We start from the raw sequence: 22,024 nt of genomic DNA, 5'->3' as shown, positions 1-22,024 counted from the left end.
TCCCGGATGTATACGTTATGTCTCACCGCGACACGCTTTTTTCTGCGCCTATCGCCCGTCTCGGCGACTGGACTTTTGATGAACGAGTAGCCGAAGTTTTCCCCGACATGATTCAGCGTTCGGTACCAGGCTACTCCAACATCATCTCCATGATCGGCATGTTAGCTGAACGCTTTGTGCAGCCGAACACGCAGGTCTACGATCTGGGCTGCTCGCTGGGCGCCGCGACGCTGTCTGTTCGGCGTAATATCCGCCATGAGCATTGTCGCATTATCGCCGTCGATAACTCCCCGGCCATGATTGAACGCTGCCGCCGTCATATTGATGCGTATAAAGCGCCTACGCCGGTTGAAGTCGTTGAAGGCGATATCCGCGATATCACTATTGAAAACGCCTCGATGGTGGTGCTGAATTTTACCCTGCAATTCCTTGAACCTGCCGAACGCCAGGCATTGCTGGATAAGATTTACCTGGGGTTGAATCCCGGCGGCGCGCTGGTACTGTCGGAAAAATTTAGCTTTGAAGATGCGAAAGTGGGCGAGCTGTTATTCAACATGCACCACGATTTTAAACGCGCGAATGGGTACAGCGAACTGGAGATCAGCCAGAAGCGCAGTATGCTGGAAAACGTGATGCTCACCGACTCGGTGGAAACACATAAAGCGCGCCTGCGTCAGGCGGGTTTCGAACACAGTGAACTGTGGTTCCAGTGCTTTAATTTCGGGTCGCTTGTCGCGTTAAAAGCCGGAGTTGCCGCATGATCGAGTTTGGTAACTTTTATCAGCTCATTGCTAAAAATCACCTCTCCCACTGGCTGGAAACATTGCCCGCGCAGATTGCCGCCTGGCAACGCGAGCAGCAGCATGGCTTGTTTAAACAGTGGTCGAACGCGGTAGAATTTTTACCGGAAATGACGCCCTGGCGGCTGGATTTACTGCACAGTGTCACGGCGGAAAGCGAAATGCCGCTCAGCGAAGGTCAGCTAAAGCGTATTGATACATTGCTGCGTAATCTGATGCCGTGGCGTAAAGGCCCGTTCTCGCTTTATGGCGTAGATATTGATACCGAATGGCGCTCCGACTGGAAGTGGGATCGCGTACTGCCGCATCTGTCAGATTTAACCGGCCGGACGATCCTTGATGTCGGCTGCGGCAGCGGCTATCACCTGTGGCGGATGATTGGCGCGGGCGCACATCTGGCGGTCGGCATCGATCCTACACAGCTTTTCCTCTGCCAGTTTGAGGCGGTGCGTAAACTGTTGGGTAACGATCAGCGCGCGCATCTGCTGCCGTTGGGCATTGAACAACTCCCGGCACTGAAAGCATTTGATACCGTCTTCTCGATGGGGGTGCTTTATCACCGTCGCTCGCCGCTGGAACATCTGTGGCAGTTAAAAGATCAGTTGGTCAACGAGGGTGAACTGGTACTGGAAACGCTGGTCGTCGACGGCGACGAAAATACCGTTTTGGTGCCGGGTGACCGCTACGCGCAGATGCGTAACGTCTATTTTATTCCTTCCGCGCCGGCATTAAAAAAATGGCTGGAAAAATGCGGCTTTGTTGATGTGCGTATCGCTGACGTTTGCGTCACTACCACCGAAGAGCAGCGCCGTACCGAATGGATGGTTACCGAGTCGCTGGCCGATTTCCTCGACCCGAACGATCGCAGCAAGACGGTGGAAGGCTATCCCGCCCCGCAGCGCGCGGTGCTGATTGCGCGTAAACCGTGATGGATTGCCGAATGACCGTTACGTATAGCACCGTTTCTCCAAAATAGTTCAAGTTGCAGCAAGGCGGCAACGCAGCAAATCCCCGGGAACGTAGGTAGCTACGTGACCGGGGTGCGCGAGGCGGCCAACGCTGCTGCGGCTTGAAATATGAAGGAGAAAAAAAGGCCCCTGTTGAATTGGCAGGGGCCTGGTACGAGCAAGCATCATATTGGGCGACATGATGCAACGGTAAAAATCATTTGGCCTGATGGCGAACAATGATTCCTTTCATTTCAGCGACCGCCGCACCCTCTACTCTATAGCGAGAATACTCGTCCGCCTGAATATCGGCAGACATCGATAACCCCTGATTGCGATAGCGCATCGGCGAAGGCAGTAAGACTCCGGCGGAACTGTGTACTTCCCGTACTCCGGCATCGAGGAAATTCTGCAGGTTATTTGCACGAACCCCCGCACCAGCCATAATGGTTGGAGCATCCCCCCGGGCAATAAGTTCCATAATTATTGATAAACCTTGCGCCGCATCGGCTTTTTGTCCGGAAGTCAGTACTCTTGCTACGCCTGCGTCAGCCAGATTCTTTAGCGCATTGAAGGGATTAGCGCACATATCGAAGGCGCGGTGGAATGTCACCGCCAGCGGTCCGGCCGCCGCCATTATTTTTTCCATTCGCGACATATCGACATCCCCATCAACGGTCAACACGCCAGTAACCAGCCCGGGAAACCCCAACTCTCTGACGAGGCGGATATCTTCCAGCATGGCGGCAAATTCGCCGTCAGTGTAGTAAAAATCCCCGCCGCGAGGACGAATAATCGGATGTACGGGAATCGTAATATGCTCGCGTACGCTGCGTAAGACGCCGAAAGAAGGCGTAAGCCCCCCTTCTTTCGGCGCGGCGCACAGTTCGATACGATCCGCGCCGTTTCGCTGCGCGGTGAGCGCGCATTCCATGCTGTAACAACAGATCTCAAGTAACGCCATATTCACTCCGCTCGGCAGGTTAATGGGCCGCCTGTTCGCTGGCGACAATCGCTTCAATCGACCATGGATGAAATTTTACCGTGACGCGGCCATCGGTCACAGCCAGCGTAGGGTTTGGCAAACGTTCATGCTCGCCCTGTGGCGAACTGGTTTTAACCACGATCCCCGGCTGACTAAGCCCCTCATCCGACAACAACGCCAGAGCCCTCGCGTTCAAGGTCTCCGGCTCGCCGGGCAGCACGATTTCAATATGCTCCCACCCTTCGTGTGGATAGCGTTTTTCTCCCGGCCACGGTAATTCAATAACAGAAAACCGCCAGTGTTCCACACATACCGGTTCATGCAGTTTAAACAGACAAATCGGCCTGCCGTTGATGATATTTTCCGACAGTAGCTCACCGCATTGTTCAAAACCGCGACGCCAACGCTCCGCCGTCGTATTTTGGTGACAGCGCAATGAAATGTGATCGGCCTCAAGGGCGCTAATCTGCAGACCAAGGCGAGTGGAAAGTTCTCTGAACGCCAGAGTGAATCGCGGTAAATCTGCGGAAATATCATGCAGTTCATCAATGTGTTGCCAGTTCGCCATATCAGGACGCTCTTCTTGCTGTGAAAACCGCTAATTTACGCTGTTGCGCCCCGGCAACCAACTTTTGATTTGATTGGGCGTTTATTGAATGCTTATGCAGATTATTGTTGCGTATATTTCAGGCGACGCGCCGCGCGCGCAATGCTGACGCCAACGGGCATTTGCAGTATACTCCCGCCCTAATTCTTAAACTGGCGCGGGCAATACAGCCCGCTTCATAAACGTAAGGTATTCCGGTGAATATTCAGGCTCTTCTCTCAGAAAAAGTTAGTCAGGCCATGATTGCTGCAGGCGCGCCTGCAGATTGCGAGCCCCAGGTTCGTCAGTCAGCCAAAGTTCAGTTCGGCGACTATCAGGCCAACGGCATGATGGCAGTTGCGAAAAAACTGGGTATGGCCCCCCGACAACTTGCAGAGCAGGTGCTGACTCATCTGGATCTCAGCGGCATCGCCAGCAAGGTTGAAATCGCCGGCCCTGGCTTTATCAATATTTTCCTCGAACCGGCTTTTCTCGCTGAACAGGTGCAACAGGCGCTGGCCTCCGATCGTCTGGGCGTTTCTCAGCCGACTCGTCAGACAATTGTCGTCGACTACTCCGCGCCCAACGTCGCGAAAGAGATGCACGTCGGTCATCTACGCTCCACGATTATCGGCGATGCGGCAGTACGCACGCTGGAGTTTCTGGGCCATCATGTTATTCGCGCTAACCACGTCGGCGACTGGGGTACCCAGTTCGGTATGCTTATCGCCTGGCTGGAAAAACAGCAGCAGGAAAACGCGGGCGACATGGCGCTGGCGGATCTCGAAGGATTTTACCGCGATGCGAAAAAGCATTATGACGAAGATGAAGCGTTTGCCGAGCGCGCGCGTAACTACGTCGTCAAATTGCAGAGCGGTGATACCTATTTCCGTGAGATGTGGCGTAAGCTGGTTGATATCACGATGACGCAAAACCAGATCACCTATGATCGCCTGAACGTCACTCTGACGCGTGACGATGTGATGGGCGAAAGTCTGTATAATCCGATGCTGCCGGGCATCGTCGCCGATCTGAAAGCCAAAGGCCTGGCGGTTGAAAGCGAAGGCGCAACGGTGGTTTTCCTTGATGAGTTTAAAAACAAGGAAGGCGATCCGATGGGCGTCATTATTCAGAAGAAAGATGGCGGTTATCTGTATACCACTACCGATATCGCCTGCGCCAAATACCGTTACGAAACGCTGCACGCCGACCGCGTGCTCTACTACATTGACTCCCGTCAGCACCAGCACCTGATGCAGGCCTGGACCATTGTGCGTAAAGCCGGTTATGTGCCGGATTCCGTTCCGCTGGAACACCACATGTTCGGCATGATGCTGGGTAAAGACGGTAAACCGTTTAAAACTCGCGCGGGCGGTACGGTGAAGCTGGCGGACCTGCTGGATGAGGCGCTGGAGCGCGCGCGTCGTCTGGTGGCGGAGAAGAACCCGGATATGCCGGCTGACGAGCTGGAAAAACTGGCTAACGCCGTCGGTATTGGCGCGGTGAAATACGCCGATCTGTCAAAAAACCGCACCACTGACTATATCTTCGACTGGGATAATATGTTGGCTTTCGAAGGCAATACCGCACCTTATATGCAGTATGCCTATACGCGTGTGCTGTCTGTTTTCCGTAAAGCGGACATCGACGAGCAGGCGCTGGCGAGCGCGCCGGTTATCATTAGCGAAGATCGCGAAGCGCAGCTCGCTGCCCGTCTGCTGCAGTTTGAAGAAACCCTGACGGTGGTCGCGCGTGAAGGTACGCCGCACGTCATGTGCGCGTATCTGTATGACGTCGCCGGGCTGTTCTCCGGCTTCTACGAGCACTGCCCTATTCTCAGCGCCGAGAATGACGCGGTTCGCAATAGCCGCCTAAAACTGGCGCAACTGACGGCGAAGACGCTGAAACTGGGTCTGGATACGTTGGGTATCGAAACCGTAGAACGCATGTAAACGCGCCGTCGTTAACATCATCAGGCCTGACTCCGGGTAACGGACTCAGGCCTTTTTATTGCCACAGCGGTATATCTGTAACAAATCACAAGGAATGACACATTTCTATAGAGAGATGGAACATCTTTTACCTGTGCTGGCGCTGACCGCCCCGTATCATTAGGCGGCGGATTGTTCAGGTACAGGTAATGACTTTTAAAGACTTTGATGCGGAAGAGAAACTCTTCCTGAGACGTGTGATTGTGGCGTTTGGTGTAGTGGTTGTCTGCTTTGGTATCCTGATCTTCAACCTCTATAACTTGCAAATCCGTCAGCACCACTACTACACCACCCGTTCGAATGAGAACGATATCAAGATGCTACCCGTCGCGCCCACGCGCGGCATCATTTACGATCGCAACGGCATTCCGCTGGTGCGTAACGTAACCTGGTATGATATCGCGGTTACGCCCTATAAAATTGCCGATATGGATGCGCTGCTAAAACAGCTCACCCCTATTGTTGATCTCTCCCCCGATGATATCGCCGACTTTCGCCATGCGCTAAAATCCAGTAGCCGCTATCGTCCGGTGGTGCTCAAAAACGCGCTAACGGATGTTGAAATCGCACGCTTTGCGGTCAATCAGTTTCATTTCAACGGCGTCACGATCAATAGCTATCAGGATCGGCAGTATCCTTACGGCGCGGAGCTGGCGCATGTTCTCGGTTACGTGTCAAAGATAAACGATAACGACCTTAAAGCGCTGGATAAAAAAGGGCTGGCAGAGAATTACGCGGCGGACCATAACATCGGTAAACAGGGGATTGAGCGTTACTACGAAAACGATCTTCATGGCAAAACCGGTTATCAGGAGGTCGAGGTGGATAATCACGGGCGTATTGTCCGCCTGCTGAAAGACGTTCCTCCCATCGCGGGTAAGAACATTCACCTGACGCTGGATCTCCATTTACAAGAGTACATTGAAAGTTTGCTGGCCGGGCAGCGTGCTGCCGTACTGGTTGAAGATCCGCACGATGGTTCAGTGCTGGCGATGGTATCTATGCCCAGCTACGACCCGAACCCCTTTGTAAAAGGCATTAGCTATCAGGATTACGGCAAACTGCTGCACGATAAAAATCTGCCGCTGATCAACCGCGTGACGCAAGGGCTTTATCCCCCGGCATCAACGGTTAAACCCTATATGGCGATGTCCGCGCTGTTATGCGGGATTATTACGCCGCAAACCACCTTTTTTGGCGCGCCAACCTGGACGCTTCCCGGCACGCAGCGGCATTACCGGGACTGGAAAAAAACCGGACACGGTATGCTGGATGTCACTAAAGCGATTGAGGAATCTGCGGATACCTTTTTCTATCAGGTCGCTTATATGATGGGTATTGACCGTATCGACACGATGTTGTCTCAGTTCGGCTATGGCAAACCGACGGGCATCGACCTTAATGAAGAGTATGACGGGCTGCTTCCCAGCCGCGCATGGAAACAGCGGGTCCATAAAAAAGCCTGGTATCAGGGCGATACCATCTCTGTCGGCATCGGCCAGGGCTACTGGATTGCCACCCCCATCCAGATGGTAAAAGCGATGGTGGCGCTCATCAACAACGGTAAGGTGATTGCCCCTCACCTGTTACTCAATGAAGAGAGCGGCAAAACGGTGGTTCCGTATCGTCCTTCAGGAACACCGGCACAGATAGCCGATCCGGCGTCGCCATACTGGGGACTGGTGCGTCAGGCGATGTACGGCATGGCGAATGCACCCAACGGAACGGGCTATAAGTTCTTTCACACCGCGCCCTACGGCATTGCGGCCAAAAGCGGCACGTCGCAGGTATTTAGCCTGAAAGAAAATCAGACCTACAACGCGAAAATGATCCCCATTCGCCTGCGCGATCATGTGTTTTATACCGCTTTTGCACCGTATAAAAACCCTAAGGTCGCTATTGCCTTGATTCTGGAAAACGGCGGAAGCGACGGCGTTACCGCCGCGCCCATCATGCGAAAAATCCTTGACCACCTGTTTGATCCACAGGCTGATACCACGCAGCCGGGTCAGGCGCCATAGTCAAATAAGCAAAGCGCCATCAGACAAGGATACGCCCGGAATATCCGCATACATCAGAAATAGTTACGCAGATATTCCGTCAAACACAGCATTGCCATCGCCTGCCCGTAAGGCATAGAGGTCAACGGAATATGACGGTAAAAATCGAGATCGTGGCCCATGCCAGTGCCAAATGACGTTTGCAGCAGTTCGCCTTCCGGCGAGATATGTTTCACTATCCCCCGAATAGCTTTTTCCGCCACCTGCGCATAGTGCCGTTCGACATAGCGTTTGCGCACCGCTTTAAGAATACCGTAGGCAAAACCCGCCGTCGCCGACGCCTCAAGATAAGAGTGCGGATCGTCAAGCAGCGTATGCCACAAACCGCTTTCATCCTGACATTTCGCCAGCGCGGCGATCTGCGCATTCAGTACCTGGACCAGATAACGGCGCACGGCATTATTTTCCGGCAAGTCCAGCAGTTCAAGAAAATCCGGGATCACAATGGTCAGCCAACTGTTGCCACGCGCCCAGCGAGCGTTAGCGAAGTTATGATGACCGTCATAGCTCCAGCCGTGGAACCACAGCCCCGTCTCTTTATCCATCAAATTTTGCACGTGTAGCAGGAACTGATAGGTTGCCTCTTCCACGTATTCCGGCCGGTTCAACAGTTTACCGATTTTCGCCAGCGGCAGCACCGTCATCATTAGCGTGTCGTCCCACATCTGCTGATGATTTTCCTCCGCCAGCGTGATGTGCTGCATTCCGCCGTGATCGGTTCGGGGCATTTCATTCATCGCCCATTCGGCCCACGTTTCCAGCCACGGTAAATACGCTGGATTACGCGTCTCTTCATAGCGATACGCCAGCGTTAAAAACGGCGCCATCGTATTAACGTTTTTCGTCGTCGCGCCTTCCGCAAAACGATCGGCAAACCAGTCATCAATGATCTTACGCATCGTCTGGTCGCCGGTCTGTTGGTAATAGTGATACATTCCGTACAGGCCCACGCCATGCGTCCACTCCCATCCGGCCCAGCCTTTAGTATCGATCACGCGTCCGTCGTCCAGTCGCAATAAAAATTCGCCTGTCTCATCTTTAATATTGACCAGGTTATGCGTCACCTTTTGCACCAGGGCTTTTAGTTCATCTCTGGCGATAAAATGCTCAGGCTGACGCAATAGCGGACTGTGTTTGACTGGATAAACCATCATTTGCTTAACCTCTGTGTAATGTCGAATTCAGTGCTGCGTGCAGTTTTACCGCCGACGCAGTCGATTCGCTACAGTAAAAGCTAAGCTGGGCGGAAACCTTTTTGTTTCTGCCATTGCCAGAGCGTAAATGGCAAAAACGCAAAGAGTCCGGCAACCTACCTCACCATTTTATAAAACGGCGTTTCTATTTATTCAAAAAGAGAGTCAGGTCTGCTACCTGGCAAAGAAAGGGGCGGTTAGCGGTAGTTCACAATCACCTGGTTGCTCCGCACTTTTAACGCCGGGATAAGCCGGCCGCCGCCGGGGACTTCCCAGACAAAGCGGAGCGGCTCGACTGCGGGAACATGAGCAAAACCGTGGGTCGTGCCACTCTGACCATCAAGTTCTACGCAACGGGACTGGGAACATAAACGTACCCGTAAGCCCGCGGGGGTCGGGCCATTCAGTTCATAACGCCAGGCGACCAACGTCATCACACCGGAAACCGGCTGACGCGCCGACAATGGCGAAGACGATGCGGAAACACCCCGGTAATTTAAGGTTACGCCCATACCGCTATCCTGCCACGCGCCTTCGCCTGCGGCCTGAACCGTCAGGGGAAAGAGCAACAATGCCAGCCATTTACGCATTATTTTCCTCCAATGGTCGCCGTCATGCGGATATGACGGTTATCGGAAAGCTCAAGGTTCGACAACACCACCAGCTGCGGTAAACTGCGCCGCAAAAAGCGGGACAATAATGGACGTAGCGCATGGTTAACCAGTAATACCGGCGGCGCGCCAAGCATCTCCTGGCGAGAAAGCGCCTCTTGGGTCTGCGCCAGCAGGCGATCCGCCAACCCAGGCTCAAGTCCACCGCCGCCCTGCAATGCCTGAAGCAGCAAACGCTCCAGCGCGGTATCCAGGCCAATCACCTGCACTTCTTCATTACCGGGGAACCACTGTTGCGTAATCGCTCGCCCTAATGCCACGCGTACCACGGCGGTTAATTCATGCGGATCGCTTTGTAACGGCGCATGTTCCGCCAGCGTTTCCAGAATGGTGCGCATATCGCGAATAGGGACTTTTTCCGCCAGTAAGTTTTGCAGGACTTTGTGTAAAGTCGTGAGGGTCACGACGCCTGGGACCAGATCTTCCGTGAGTTTAGGCATCTCCTGAGAGACACGATCCAACAGTTGCTGCGCTTCCTGGCGGCCAAACAGTTCGGCGGAGAATTGGCCAATCAAGTGGTTAAGGTGCGTCGCCACAACGGTACTGGCTTCCACGACGGTAAAGCCCTGAATTTGCGCCTGCTCTTTCAGGGCGCTTTCAATCCAGATGGCATCAAGGCCAAAAGCTGGATCGACGGTTTTCTCGCCCGGTAGCGTTCCCGCCGCCGTGCCGGGGTTAATAGCCAGCCAACGTCCCGGATAGGCGTCCCCGCTGCCAATCTCTACCCCTTTCATCAAAATACGGTAGCGCGCAGGCTGTAAATCCATATTGTCGCGAATATGGACCACCGGCGGCAGGAACCCCATATCCTGCGCGAATTTTTTACGAATGCTGCGAATACGTCCGAGCAATTCGCCATCCTGTTGAAAATCCACCATCGGGATCAGGCGGTAGCCCACTTCCATTCCCAGTGAATCCTCAAGCTGTACGTCATTCCAGGTGGCTTCGACCACCGAGTTATTTTCCGGCATTTTTACCGGCTGCGGCTCCTCTGGCGCTTTTTCTTCACGCCCGCGCAGCCACCATGCCAGGCCGAGCAAAGCGGCGGTAAAAAGTAAAAATACCAGGTTAGGCATTCCTGGCACCATGCCAAGCAGCCCCAGCACCGCCGCTGCCAGCAGCATCACCCTTGGATTACTGAACAGTTGGCCAACCATCTGCTCGCCTACATCCTGATCGGTACTGACGCGGGTCACAATGACGCCCGCCGCCGTGGAGATAACCAGCGCCGGGATCTGGGCGACCAGGCCGTCGCCAATGGTCAGCAGGGTGTAGCTTTCCGCCGCGCTGCCCATGCTCATTCCGTGCTGCAATACGCCGACCAGCAGCCCGCCGACCACGTTAATGACCATGATGAGAATACCGGCGATGGCGTCGCCGCGTACAAATTTACTTGCCCCGTCCATCGAGCCGTAGAAGTCGGCTTCCTGAGTGACTTCCGAACGCCGTTTTTTGGCCTCGTCTTCACCAATCAGACCGGCATTAAGATCGGCGTCAATCGCCATTTGCTTGCCGGGCATACCGTCCAGCACAAAGCGCGCGCCGACTTCGGCAATACGTCCGGCGCCTTTGGTGATGACCATGAAGTTGATAATGACGAGGATGATAAAAACCACAATCCCGATCGCGAAGTTACCGCCGACCAGGAAATGACCGAACGCCTCCACTACCTTTCCCGCCGCCGCCGCGCCGGTATGCCCTTCCATCAAAATAATGCGCGTTGAGGCTACGTTAAGCGCCAGACGCAGTAGCGTGGTAAACAGCAGGATGGTCGGAAACGCGGCAAAATCCAGAGTGCGCTGGGTAAACATTGCCACCAGCAGCACCATGATTGATAGCGCAATATTAAAGGTAAACAATAAGTCGAGGATAAAAGCAGGCAGCGGCAGCACCATCATCGACAAAATCAGCAGAATGAGGATCGGCCCGGCAAGAATTTGCCATTGCGTCGATTTCAGGTTGCTGGGCAGGCGCAGCATCGCGACCAGATTAGCCATCAGTATTCTTCTCGTTCATAAAATCCAGCGCTTCTGGCACCGGAAGGTTCTCAGGTTGTGGAGGACGTTGCCCGCCAGCAAGCCGCCAGCGTTTAAGCTGCCAGACCCAGGCCAACACTTCCGCAACGGCAGCATATAACTGCCCGGGAATTTGCTGACCGATTTCGGCGTGGCGATATAATGCCCGCGCCAGCGGCGGCGCTTCTAAAGTGGGAACCCGATGTTCAGCGCCGATCTCGCGAATGCGTAGCGCTATTAATCCAGCCCCCTTCGCGACCACTTTCGGCGCGCTCATTTTGTTTTCGTCATACTGCAGCGCCACGGAATAGTGCGTCGGGTTAGTGACAATGACGTCCGCTTTCGGCACATCTTCCATCATGCGGCGCTGCGCGGCGGCGCGTTGCATCTGGCGAATTTTGCCCTTAACATGCGGATCGCCTTCGCTCTCTTTAAATTCGTCGCGAATGTCCTGCCGCGACATGCGTAATTTTTTCAGGTGGCTAAAGATCTGGAAAAACACGTCAAATCCCACCATCGGAATCACGCCCAGTACCACCAGTAACGCGCAGAGTCCAACCAGATCCAACGCATTCCCCATTGCGACGATCGGCGACTCCGCCATCAGGCGCATCATTTGCGGCCAGTGATGCCAGAGATAAAAGCCGGTAACGCAGCCGACCAGCGTGGATTTCAACACCGCCTTTAGCAGTTCCGCGCCGGTCTGCGCCGAAAACATGCGCTTAATTCCCGGCAGCGGGTTTAATTTAGAAAATTTTGGCTGTAGCGACTTACCGCTAAAAATCAGGCCACCAAGCATAACCGGCGAGATTAGCGCCACCAGCACCACGCCCGCGATGAGCGGTAGCAGTGCCATCATCGCCGCTTTAATCAGCAAAATTATCTGCGCCAGGATCAGGTTAGGATCGTTCACCATACGGTGATCGAAGTGCAGGCCTGCTGAGAGCATTCCCGCCAGTTGCCGCGCTAACGACTCGCCGCCGAACCAAATAATACAAACGCCCACCAGCAATATCAGCAGTGAGGTCAGTTCTCTGGAACGGGGGATCTGCCCTTCTTCCCGCGCTTTTTCAAGTCGGTGGGGTGTGGGGGCTTCTGTTTTGTCGTCGTCGCTCTCTTCTGCCACGCAGCAAACCCTGGATAGATTGATAAGCGAGAATGATGCCAGAACCGCTTTACGCCAATGGGCAGAGTAAGCGGTAAAAAAGGCGGGGTTTATGGCGTTAATAGAGATAGCCGGATACGATAAGAAAGTATCGTATCCGGCCGGGTTGACGGATTCGAACCCGATAAGCGCAGCGCCATCAGGTCAAAAAAGCTTAAAACCCAAGACTGTCCAGCAGGTCGTCCACCTGATCCTGACTGGCGACGACGCCAGCTTTCGAGGTATCCACCTGCGGGCCGTTGAGTAAGCTTTCGTTCTCGCGTTTTGGTCGTGCGCTCTGTTCCGGGATGTTTTCCAGCAGTACCATTAATAACTGGCGCTCAATCTCCTGAATCACGTCCATCATGCGTTTGATCACCTGACCCGTCAGATCCTGGAAATCCTGCGCCATCATGATGTCCAGCAGTTGCGCGTTAGTAAAGCTGGTATGGCCCGGGACATCCCTGAGAAACTGGCGCGTATCCGTCACCAGTTCACGGGCGTCGGCAAGCTCGATCGGATTGTCAAACCACTCGTCCCAACGTTGGGTTAGCGCTTTCGCCTCTTTTTCCATCGCATCCTGATGCGGCTGCGAGGCTTCGACACTGTTTAGCGCGCGTTCCGCCGCCTGCGCCGTCATCTGGACGACGTAATCCAGACGGTCGCGCGCATCAGGGATCGCCTCCGCCGCTTCGGCAATCGCCTGGTCCAGCCCCAGTTCACGCAGGCTGTCGCGCAGCATTCGGGTCAGACTACCGATGCGCGCAATGATGTCTCCTGCTGAGCCTTCATCAGCAGGCTTGATAGATGGTTGCATCATCATCGCATCCTCACATGCCCAGTTTCTCAAAGATTTTGTTGAGCTTCTCTTCCAGAGTCGCTGCGGTGAACGGTTTTACGACATAACCGCTGGCGCCAGCCTGTGCGGCGGCGATAATATTCTCTTTTTTGGCTTCCGCCGTGACCATCAACACGGGTAACGCCGACATGGCGCTATCGGCGCGAATGGTTTTCAGCAGCTCCAGGCCATCCATGTTCGGCATGTTCCAGTCGGAGATAATAAAACCAAAGCCGCCCGCCTGGAGCTTGTTCAGCGCATCGACGCCGTCTTCGGCCTCTTCCACATTGTTAAATCCAAGCTCTTTTAAGAGGTTGCGCACGATACGACGCATGGTCGAAAAGTCATCCACAACCAAAAATTTAAGCTCTTTATCCGCCATAAAATACTACTCCTGGTTCAAATACGTATCGCCTGTCCGGCACTGATTTTCGCCAGCATCTGCTGGCTTACCTGGCTAAGATCGACCACTTCGCTTACGCCACCCATATTGATGGCCTCGCGCGGCATGCCGAACACCACACAACTTGCTTCGTTTTGCGCAATGGTCCAGGCGCCAGCCTGGTACATCGCTAACATTCCAGCGGCGCCATCGTTGCCCATCCCCGTAAGAATGACGCCTACGGCGTTGCGCCCCGCGTGTTTCGCCACCGAATGAAACAGCACATCCACGGAAGGCCGATGCCGGTTTACCGGCGGGCCATCATGAATTTTGATTTGATAATTCGCCCCGCTACGCGCCAGCTCCATATGCTTGTCGCCGGGCGCAATGTAGGCATGACCTGGCAATACGCGTTCGCCGTCCTCGGCCTCCTTCACGCTGATTTGACAGAGTTTATTCAGACGCTCGGCAAACGAGCGGGTAAAGCCAGGCGGCATATGCTGCGTAATAATCACTGCCGGACTGGAAAGCGGCAGCGGTTGCAGCACATGTCGGATAGCTTCAGTACCGCCCGTTGAAGCGCCGATAGCAATCAGTTTTTCCGAACTGAGCAGCGGACCGGCTTTTAAGGTTGTCGGGGCCGCCATCGGTTTATGTGCGGCGATGCGGGCCCGCGCGGCGGTACGCACTTTTTCGGCGATCATCTCGCTATACGCCAGCATACCTTCACGAATGCCAAGCTGCGGTTTGGTGACAAAATCGATGGCCCCCAACTCAAGCGCCCGTAGCGTCACTTCGGAACCTTTCCCGGTCAGCGAAGAGACCATCACCACCGGCATCGGTCGCAGGCGCATCAGTTTTTCCAGAAAATCGAGGCCGTCCATACGCGGCATCTCAACGTCCAGGGTCAATACGTCCGGATTAAATTTTTTGATGAGATCCCTGGCGACCAACGGGTCCGGCGCAGTCGCCACCATCTCCATATCGCTATGGCTATTAATAATTTCAGTCATGATTTGGCGCATTAGCGCGGAATCATCAACTGACAATACCCTGATTTTACTCATGCTTTATCCTTACTTAGCGCATACACCGTCTGTCCGCGCAGGCTAAACTCGCGCACGAGGTTGCTAAAGTTTTCTGAGTGACCGGCAAACAACAGTCCGTCAGGTTTAAGGAGTGGAACAAAACGGCGCAGAATGTCCTCCTGAGTCGTTTTATCAAAATAGATCATGACGTTACGGCAAAAAATCGCGTCAAAGGGACCGGGTACGTTGTACTGCTTTTCCAACAAATTAACGGAGGAAAATTCAACATAATTGGCCAGTTCCTGACGCACGCGCACCAGTCCTTCATGCGGCCCCGTACCGCGCATGAAGTAACGTTGTAGCTGCTGCGGCGATAACGTTTTCAGTTCGCTGAGGCGATAAATACCGCTTCTCGCTTTTTCCAGCACTTCAGTATCAATATCGCTGGCGAATACTTTCCAGCGACCGGGGGCCATCCCTAACGCATCCGCCAGCGTAATGGCGATACTGTAAGGTTCTTCTCCTGTCGATGCCGCCGCACTCCAGACGCGATACTCGCCGTGGCGGCGACGCGCATGTTCCGCAAGGATGGGAAAATGGTGCGCCTCGCGAAAAAAAGCGGTCAGGTTGGTAGTCAGAGCGTTGATAAAAGCCTGCCACTCAGCGCTGTTTTGATTAGCCTCCAGCATACTGAGATAACGGCCAAAATCATCCAGTCCCAGGGCACGCAGCCGACGGACCAGGCGGTTATAAACCATATCCCGCTTATGGTCGGCCAGCACGATCCCTGCGCGCTGGTAGATTAATTGACATATCCGACGAAAATGCGCGTCGGACAGCGCGAGGCGCTGTGTCATCTGTAACAATACTGACGTTTGCCCGGAGGGCAGAGATGATGTCATAGCGCCTTCTTAATCACATTCAAAGTACAACGGGCGCGCCCTGCGGCAGCGCCATGCTTCCCGTATTACACATTTTTTGCTTTTATCTATGCGAACCAGACGAAAGGGATCGGCGGGTTCGCAAATTAATCGAGAACCGACAGCGCACGTCGATCAGAAGGTTTCCCAGTTCGCATCATCCCCGGCGGCTAAGGGCCGCGGCGTATTGCCGGACTGAGCGTCCGCTGATAAACGCATCTCAGGTTTATTTACCGCCAGCGGTCGCGATGCCAGGCGGAAAGCCGATACCGCCTGGGTCAGACGGCTGGCCTGCTCTTCCAGCGCGGCGGCGGCCGCTGCGGATTCCTGAACCAGCGAGGCGTTCTGTTGCGTTACGCGATCCATTTCGGAAACGGCCAAAGCGACCTGATCGATACCCCGGCTTTGCTCATCCGAGGCGGAGGCGATTTCGCCCATGATATCCGTGACGCGCGTAACGGCATTGACGATGTCAGTCATGGTTTCCCCGGCGCTTTCCACCAGCACAGAACCGGTATCGACACGCGAGACGGAATCTTCAATCAACGCTTTTATTTCTTTCGCCGCCTGGGCGCTGCGGCTGGCCAGATTACGCACCTCGCCTGCCACGACCGCAAAACCGCGTCCCTGCTCTCCCGCGCGCGCTGCTTCTACCGCCGCGTTCAGCGCCAGAATGTTAGTCTGGAAGGCAATACCGTCGATAACGCTGATAATGTCAGCGATTTTTTTCGAACTGTCGGCAATTTCGTGCATAGTGTTTACTACGCCGTCGACCACTTTGCCGCCATGACGCGCGGTCTCGGAGGCGCTTTGCGCCAGTTGCGAAGCCTGGCGGGCATTATCGGCGTTTTGCTTCACGGTGGCCGTCAGTTGTTCCATGCTGGCCGCCGTCTCCTCCAGAGCTGAGGCTTGTTGTTCGGTACGGGAAGAGAGGTCGGTATTACCGGCGGCAATTTCACTGGTGCCGGAATAAATCGCATCCGAACCTTCACGAACCTGCGTCACGGTGTCAATCAGCGAGCGTTGCATATGTTCAACCGTTCCCGCCAGTTCGCCAATTTCATTACGTCCTGAGACGGTGAGCGTTTTCGTCAGATCGCCGCTGGCAATTTCACGGATATGAGTAATCACTCGCGCTAATGGGTTAAGCAAGGCATGACGAATGCCGAACCAAACCACCATCAAAATCAGCACCAGCACGACCGCAAGCCCCCCCAGTTGCCATTGCGCAAAACGGTAGTCATGAGCGCTTTGATCAAATGTCTGGCGGTACAGGTTTTCGCTCACCCGGGCGTAATTGCCCAGCGCCTCGCCCAACGCGTTTTGCATTCCCTGGGTTGGCTGGGCGAAGTAGGCATCCATATTGCCATTGTCCAGAAACTGAATAAGTTCGGCTAATGCGGCCTGATAGCGCTGATATTTTTCATCGACGTTCGCGCTGGCCTCCGCCATCGCTGGCAATGGCGTCATGTTTTTGAAATTGGCGTAGTGCGCCGCCGCCTGTGCGAGGGTCGTTTTTGCATTCTGGAGTAAATCCGTTTTGGCGCTGCTCTGCTGGTTAGAAGCGTCCATCATCATGCGTGCGGCGGAGCGGCTCAGGTTAATGCGCGTTTGCAGCATTAAGTCCCATGTCGACGTGAGTTCGCTTTGTTGCTGACGTAATTCGTTAGAAATAACAAAACCTTGCTGGTTATGCTGTAATGAAGAAAACAGCAAACCACCGGAAACAAGCTGTAGCAGTGCGAAAACCCCCAGCACCATCATCAGCATTGTGACAACGCGGATACGGTTAAACATAAGGCACCTTCCTGATAACGAGTTATCAACGTTATCGGCACCTGCGGTGATAACTTTACTTTTGCAAAAAGGAAATACGCTGTTCCGGAAGACGATATTGACAATAACAGTGTCGCAGCGGCGATGTCGGCGCAAAATGCAGGGGCTGAGCGCGAGCGATGAACAGGCACTCTCACCGTTGGTGGAAGCATAACGGTGAATATTGCCGAATGGCGCGACGCCATCCGGCAACGTTATTACGCGACGTGTGATGCTGCGATATCCAGCAGCGCCATCTCTTCGCTGTTAAGCAGTTTTTCGATATTCACCAGAATCAGCATACGCTCGCCGAGCGCGCCCAATCCCGTCAAATATTCTGTTGACAAGGTCACGGCAAATTCTGGCGCCGGACGGATCTGTTCCGCCGTTAACGACAGTACGTCAGACACGCCGTCTACCACTATCCCGACGACGCGTTGCCCCAGATTCAGTACGATCACTACCGTATTGTCATCATACTCAACGTCGCCTTCGCAGAATTTCACGCGCAGATCGACAATGGGGACAATCACGCCGCGCAGGTTAGTCACCCCTTTTATAAAGGCCGGTGTATTGGCGATGCGCGTCACCTGGTCATAGCCACGGATCTCCTGTACTTTCAGGATATCGATGCCGTACTCTTCATTTCCCAGTGTAAACACCAGGAATTCCTGACCTGACGGCTCGCCGGCCAGTTTGCTTACATTACTCATACCGGTCATATTATTCCCTTCTCACTCAATCAGGCGGCTGTGATCGCCATACGTTGTTCGCGGTTTAAACCCTGCAATGCGGAAACATCAACAATCAGCGCGACGCTGCCGTCGCCCAGGATCGTCGCGGCGGAAATCCCCGGTACCTTGCGATAATTGCTTTCCAGATTTTTGACCACCACCTGGTGCTGACCGATGAGCTGATCGACCAGCAGCGCGTAACGGCGTCCCGCGCTTTGCAGGATCACAACAATGCCCTGCGTGGCTTCGGTTTTCGCCCCGTCCACGTCAAACACTTTCCACAATTCGACCAGCGGCAAATACTCGCCGCGAACTTCCAGAACCCGTTCGCCGCCCGCCAGCGGATGAAGATCCTCTTCACGCGGTTGCAGCGACTCCATCACCGCATTTAACGGCAGGATAAAAACTTCCCCCGCCACGCGAACCGACATCCCATCGAGGATGGCCAGCGTCAGCGGCAGCAGAATACGAATCGTGGTGCCGGAGCCTTGTTTTGACTGGATCTCAACATGACCGCCCATTTCCTGAATGTTACGTTTCACCACATCCATGCCAACGCCGCGACCGGAGACATCTGTGACCTGTTCCGCAGTTGAGAATCCCGGCGCGAAGATCAACATGCCTACTTCATCGTCGGTCATGTTTTCATTCACCGCCATCCCCTGCGACATGGCCTTCGCCAGGATACGCTCACGGTTAAGCCCCGCGCCGTCATCGGTCACTTCAATACAAATATTCCCGCCCTGATGTTCTGCGGAAAGAATCAGGTTGCCGACAACATTTTTCCCCGCCTCAAGGCGTTTTTCCGGCATTTCAATCCCGTGGTCGAGACTGTTGCGCACCAGGTGCGTCAGCGGGTCGATAATGCGTTCGATCAGGCTTTTATCAAGTTCAGTGGAGCTCCCCACCAGCGTCAGCTCTACCTGCTTGCCCAGTTTGCCCGCTAAATCGCGTACCAGACGCGGGAAACGGCTGAAGACGTACTCCATAGGCATCATACGAATCGACATCACCGACTCTTGTAAGTCGCGGGCGTTACGTTGTAACTGCCCCATACTGGTAATGAGATCGCCGTGGTTTACCGGGTCCAGCTCGTTAGAACGCTGGGCCAACATTGACTGGGTAATCACTAACTCGCCGACCAGGTTTATGAGCTGATCCACTTTCTCTACCGCCACGCGAATGCTGGTGGACTCGCGTTCACGCGCAGGTTTTTCACGCCCCGCATGATGTTCATGGGCCGTGCTTTTGGCGGCTGGCGCAACGACTGCCGGAGGCGCTACCGGCGCTACCTCGGTTTTCTCTTGCGCTTTTTCAACCGGCGCGGCGACCACTTTTTCAAAAGCGATCTGATCGGCCTCAATGACAAAACAGAGCACCGCGACAATGTCATCTTCCGCGACGCTGCCATCCAGAGTTGCCGACAGTGAATCCGCCCCCTTAACGACATCCGTCAGAGTAGCCAGATTGCCCAACTCTTCTTCAAGCAGATCGACCTCATTGGCTTTCAACCGTGAAAGTACAATGCGCAGTTTACTCTCGTCACGAGGCGATTCGGTTTCGGCTACGCTCTCTTCCTGGATCGCCGCGCTTAGTGCCGCGGTTTCTACGACCGCCGGCGTGGTTTCGCCTTTCGCCTCTAGCGCCAACTGGCGTAGCGCATTGCAGATATATTCGAAGCTTGCGGCATCCGGCTCTTCGGAGTTTTTATAGGCGTCGAGCTGTTCCTGCATAATATCTTTCGTTTCCAAAAACAGGTTGATAATGTCGGTATTGAGCTGCATTTCACCGCGTCGGGCTTCATCCAGCAGGTTTTCCATTAAATGTGTGGTTTCCTGCAGAATAGTGAAGCCGAATGTGCCCGCGCCGCCTTTAATGGAGTGCGCCGCGCGAAAAATGGCGTTCAGTTGTTCAGCGTCCGGGGATTCCGGCACCAAATCCAGCAGATGCTGCTCCATATCAGCCAACAGCTCGTCAGCTTCATCAAAAAATGTCTGATAAAAATCGCTAATATCCATGCTCACGCTATCACCTCGGTTCCGCTTTTGGCGATGTGGGTACGCTTGCCGGCGGGGCTGCCGCAGGCTGTTGTAATACACTTACCGGCTCATTCTGGCTTTCAGCGTTTTCATGCAAAATGGCCTGTTCCGCCTGTTTGTTTAACACCAGCAGGCTTATACGGCGGTTGATGGCGTCATCAGGACCGCGATCGCTCAGCCGCATCGTGGCGGCCATGCCAACCACCCGTAATACTTTCCCGTTATCCAGCCCCCCAGCGACCAGTTCGCGACGCGAGGCATTGGCGCGATCGGCGGATAATTCCCAGTTGCTATAGCCTTTTTCGCCGTTCGCGTAGGGAAAGTCATCGGTATGGCCGGCCAGGCTAATGCGATTAGGTATACCGTTTAACACTGGCGCAATCGCACGCAGGATATCGCGCATATACGGCTCAACTTCGGCGCTGCCGGTTTTAAACATCGGGCGGTTCTGGCTGTCGATAATCTGGATGCGCAACCCCTCCTGAACTAAATCAATTTTCAGATGCGGACGTAACGCGCGCAGTTTGGGATCGGATTCGATCAGTTGATCCAGATCGCCGCGCAGTTTGTTTAAGCGACTCTGCTCCATCCGTTTTTTCAGCTCGTCGATATTCGGCTGCTTTTCCACTTCACCCTGCTGTTGGGTGTAATCATCGCCGCCGCCTGGTATCGGGCTCTCGCTATTGGCAATCCGATTCCCCCCCGTTACCGCGGTGGCCAACGGCGTACGAAAATATTCGGCAATCTGAATTAATTCTTTAGGGCTGGAGATGGAAATCAGCCACATCACCAGAAAAAAAGCCATCATCGCCGTCATAAAATCGGCGTAGGCAATTTTCCAGGAACCGTGCGCCCCGCCGCCGTGCGGTTTGTGCCTGCGGCGTTTTACGACGACAATGGGATGAGCCTGATTTTTCATGCTTCCTCAGTCGTCTGCTGCTGGTTTGGGTTTCTCACTGCGCGAACGTGTTCTTCCAACTCAATAAACGATGGACGCTCACTGGAATAAAGCGTTTTACGACCAAATTCCACGGCAATCGGCGGCGCATAGCCGTTCAGATTAGACAGCAGTGTAATTTTTACGCACTGCATCATCTTGGTGGTTTCGGCGCTCTTCTGGCGCAAAACGGTCGCTAACGGTGAAATGAATCCATAAGCCAGTAAAATACCGAGGAACGTACCTACCATGGCATGGGCAATCAGCGCCCCCAACTCCGCTGCCGGACGATCGGCTGAAGCCAGAGCGTGAACCACCCCCATTACCGCCGCGACGATACCAAAGGCAGGCAGCGAATCCCCCACCATCGCCAGACTGTTGGCCGGGACTTCCGCCTCGCTTTCATGGGTTTCAATCTCTTCATCCATCAACGCTTCAATTTCGAACGTATTCATGTTGCCGCTGATGATCAGGCGCAGATAATCGACAATAAAATCAAGCATTACCGCATCGGCCAGAATACGCGGATAACTGGCGAAGATTTCACTCTCTTTCGGATTTTCAATATCGCGTTCAAGGGAGAACATCCCCTGCTGGCGTGATTTGGCCATCAGGCGATAGAGCAACGCCAGCAAATCCATGTACATAGATTTTGTGTATTTCGAACGACGAAATAACAACGGGATCGCTTTCATCGTGCCTTTGATGGCCTTCCCGTTGTTGCCGACAATGAACGCCCCTATCCCCGCGCCGCCAATGATGACCAGTTCAGCAGGTTGATAGAGTGCCCCAAGGTGTCCGCCGGTCATGACATAACCGCCGAAAACTGTACCGATAACCACCAGGTAACCTAATAAGATAAGCACGACATCATCCTTCCGCTGTTGACTATGACAGGATGCGCAGTCGGGCGATTAACGCGAAGGCAAGGCAAAAAAA

General features: G+C 54.2%; 19 protein-coding genes. 4 read left to right on the top strand and 15 right to left on the bottom strand.

Annotated features, from left to right (window positions below; translation table 11 throughout):
* Window positions 1-17: 17 nt before the first annotated feature.
* Both cmoA and cmoB read left to right on the top strand, forming a co-directional pair.
* A complete protein-coding gene (gene cmoA / locus EOS97_RS19635) occupies window positions 18-761 on the top strand; it encodes a carboxy-S-adenosyl-L-methionine synthase CmoA (protein ID WP_000019609.1) in 744 nt (247 codons plus the stop codon).
* Window positions 758-1,729 (top strand): tRNA 5-methoxyuridine(34)/uridine 5-oxyacetic acid(34) synthase CmoB, encoded by a 972-nt coding sequence (gene cmoB / locus EOS97_RS19630; protein WP_000569032.1) that lies wholly within the window; start codon window positions 758-760, stop codon window positions 1,727-1,729. The genes cmoA and cmoB overlap by 4 nt, the downstream gene beginning before the upstream one ends.
* A gap of 235 nt (window positions 1,730-1,964) precedes the next feature.
* Here cmoB and cutC read toward each other — a convergent pair whose 3' ends face one another.
* Both cutC and EOS97_RS19620 read right to left on the bottom strand, forming a co-directional pair.
* Entirely contained in the window at window positions 1,965-2,711 is a 747-nt protein-coding gene (gene cutC, locus EOS97_RS19625) for a copper homeostasis protein CutC (RefSeq protein WP_001185772.1), read from the bottom strand.
* A gap of 19 nt (window positions 2,712-2,730) precedes the next feature.
* Window positions 2,731-3,300 carry a VOC family protein gene (locus EOS97_RS19620; protein WP_000024796.1) on the bottom strand — a complete coding sequence of 190 codons (570 nt, stop codon included), beginning with the start codon at window positions 3,298-3,300 and terminating at the stop codon, window positions 2,731-2,733.
* A gap of 236 nt (window positions 3,301-3,536) precedes the next feature.
* Here EOS97_RS19620 and argS point away from each other — a divergent pair, with 236 nt between their 5' ends.
* Together argS and mrdA are read left to right on the top strand one after the other, a co-directional pair.
* The gene (gene argS, locus EOS97_RS19615) at window positions 3,537-5,270 is read left to right on the top strand and encodes an arginine--tRNA ligase (protein ID WP_001025360.1); all 1,734 of its coding nucleotides are present in this window, start codon (window positions 3,537-3,539) and stop codon (window positions 5,268-5,270) included.
* A 188-nt stretch (window positions 5,271-5,458) separates the two neighbouring features.
* On the top strand, window positions 5,459-7,330 hold the full coding sequence (mrdA, locus tag EOS97_RS19610) for a penicillin-binding protein 2 (protein WP_000142855.1): 1,872 nt from the start codon (window positions 5,459-5,461) through the stop codon (window positions 7,328-7,330).
* 53 nt (window positions 7,331-7,383) lie between these two features.
* Here mrdA and EOS97_RS19605 read toward each other — a convergent pair whose 3' ends face one another.
* The 13 genes from EOS97_RS19605 to motA form a co-directional block, all read right to left on the bottom strand.
* Window positions 7,384-8,523, bottom strand: coding sequence for a glycoside hydrolase family 105 protein (locus EOS97_RS19605; protein ID WP_000989908.1), 1,140 nt, complete (start codon window positions 8,521-8,523; stop codon window positions 7,384-7,386).
* 236 nt (window positions 8,524-8,759) lie between these two features.
* The gene (gene flhe, locus EOS97_RS19600; protein ID WP_001233619.1) at window positions 8,760-9,152 is read right to left on the bottom strand and encodes a flagellar protein FlhE; all 393 of its coding nucleotides are present in this window, start codon (window positions 9,150-9,152) and stop codon (window positions 8,760-8,762) included.
* Window positions 9,152-11,230: a flagellar biosynthesis protein FlhA gene (gene flhA, locus EOS97_RS19595; protein ID WP_000002392.1), complete on the bottom strand. Its 2,079-nt coding sequence runs from the start codon at window positions 11,228-11,230 to the stop codon at window positions 9,152-9,154. The genes flhe and flhA overlap by 1 nt, the downstream gene beginning before the upstream one ends.
* On the bottom strand, window positions 11,223-12,374 hold the full coding sequence (gene flhB, locus EOS97_RS19590) for a flagellar biosynthesis protein FlhB (RefSeq protein WP_000797078.1): 1,152 nt from the start codon (window positions 12,372-12,374) through the stop codon (window positions 11,223-11,225). Before flhB ends, flhA begins: the two co-directional genes overlap by 8 nt.
* Window positions 12,375-12,567: 193 nt before the next feature.
* Window positions 12,568-13,212 (bottom strand): protein phosphatase CheZ, encoded by a 645-nt coding sequence (gene cheZ / locus EOS97_RS19585; RefSeq protein ID WP_000983585.1) that lies wholly within the window; start codon window positions 13,210-13,212, stop codon window positions 12,568-12,570.
* Between the two features lie 10 nt (window positions 13,213-13,222).
* Window positions 13,223-13,612: a chemotaxis response regulator CheY gene (gene cheY, locus EOS97_RS19580; protein ID WP_000763861.1), complete on the bottom strand. Its 390-nt coding sequence runs from the start codon at window positions 13,610-13,612 to the stop codon at window positions 13,223-13,225.
* 17 nt (window positions 13,613-13,629) lie between these two features.
* Window positions 13,630-14,679, bottom strand: coding sequence for a protein-glutamate methylesterase/protein glutamine deamidase (gene cheB / locus EOS97_RS19575; RefSeq protein ID WP_000036392.1), 1,050 nt, complete (start codon window positions 14,677-14,679; stop codon window positions 13,630-13,632).
* A complete protein-coding gene (cheR, locus tag EOS97_RS19570; RefSeq protein WP_000204362.1) occupies window positions 14,676-15,542 on the bottom strand; it encodes a protein-glutamate O-methyltransferase CheR in 867 nt (288 codons plus the stop codon). The genes cheB and cheR overlap by 4 nt, the downstream gene beginning before the upstream one ends.
* Before the next feature lie 153 nt (window positions 15,543-15,695).
* A complete protein-coding gene (gene tar / locus EOS97_RS19565) occupies window positions 15,696-17,357 on the bottom strand; it encodes a methyl-accepting chemotaxis protein II (RefSeq protein ID WP_000483264.1) in 1,662 nt (553 codons plus the stop codon).
* A 236-nt stretch (window positions 17,358-17,593) separates the two neighbouring features.
* Window positions 17,594-18,097 carry a chemotaxis protein CheW gene (gene cheW, locus EOS97_RS19560; RefSeq protein ID WP_000147295.1) on the bottom strand — a complete coding sequence of 168 codons (504 nt, stop codon included), beginning with the start codon at window positions 18,095-18,097 and terminating at the stop codon, window positions 17,594-17,596.
* A 20-nt stretch (window positions 18,098-18,117) separates the two neighbouring features.
* Window positions 18,118-20,133 carry a chemotaxis protein CheA gene (gene cheA / locus EOS97_RS19555; RefSeq protein ID WP_023193970.1) on the bottom strand — a complete coding sequence of 672 codons (2,016 nt, stop codon included), beginning with the start codon at window positions 20,131-20,133 and terminating at the stop codon, window positions 18,118-18,120.
* A gap of 4 nt (window positions 20,134-20,137) precedes the next feature.
* Entirely contained in the window at window positions 20,138-21,067 is a 930-nt protein-coding gene (gene motB, locus EOS97_RS19550) for a flagellar motor protein MotB (protein WP_000795653.1), read from the bottom strand.
* The gene (motA, locus tag EOS97_RS19545) at window positions 21,064-21,951 is read right to left on the bottom strand and encodes a flagellar motor stator protein MotA (protein WP_000906312.1); all 888 of its coding nucleotides are present in this window, start codon (window positions 21,949-21,951) and stop codon (window positions 21,064-21,066) included. The genes motB and motA overlap by 4 nt, the downstream gene beginning before the upstream one ends.
* Window positions 21,952-22,024 lie beyond the last annotated feature (73 nt).

It is taken from the genome of Salmonella sp. SSDFZ54 (assembly GCF_004010735.1).
Taxonomy (GTDB): Bacteria; Pseudomonadota; Gammaproteobacteria; order Enterobacterales; family Enterobacteriaceae; genus Salmonella; species Salmonella enterica.
This window is presented reverse-complemented; position numbering and strand designations above follow the sequence as displayed.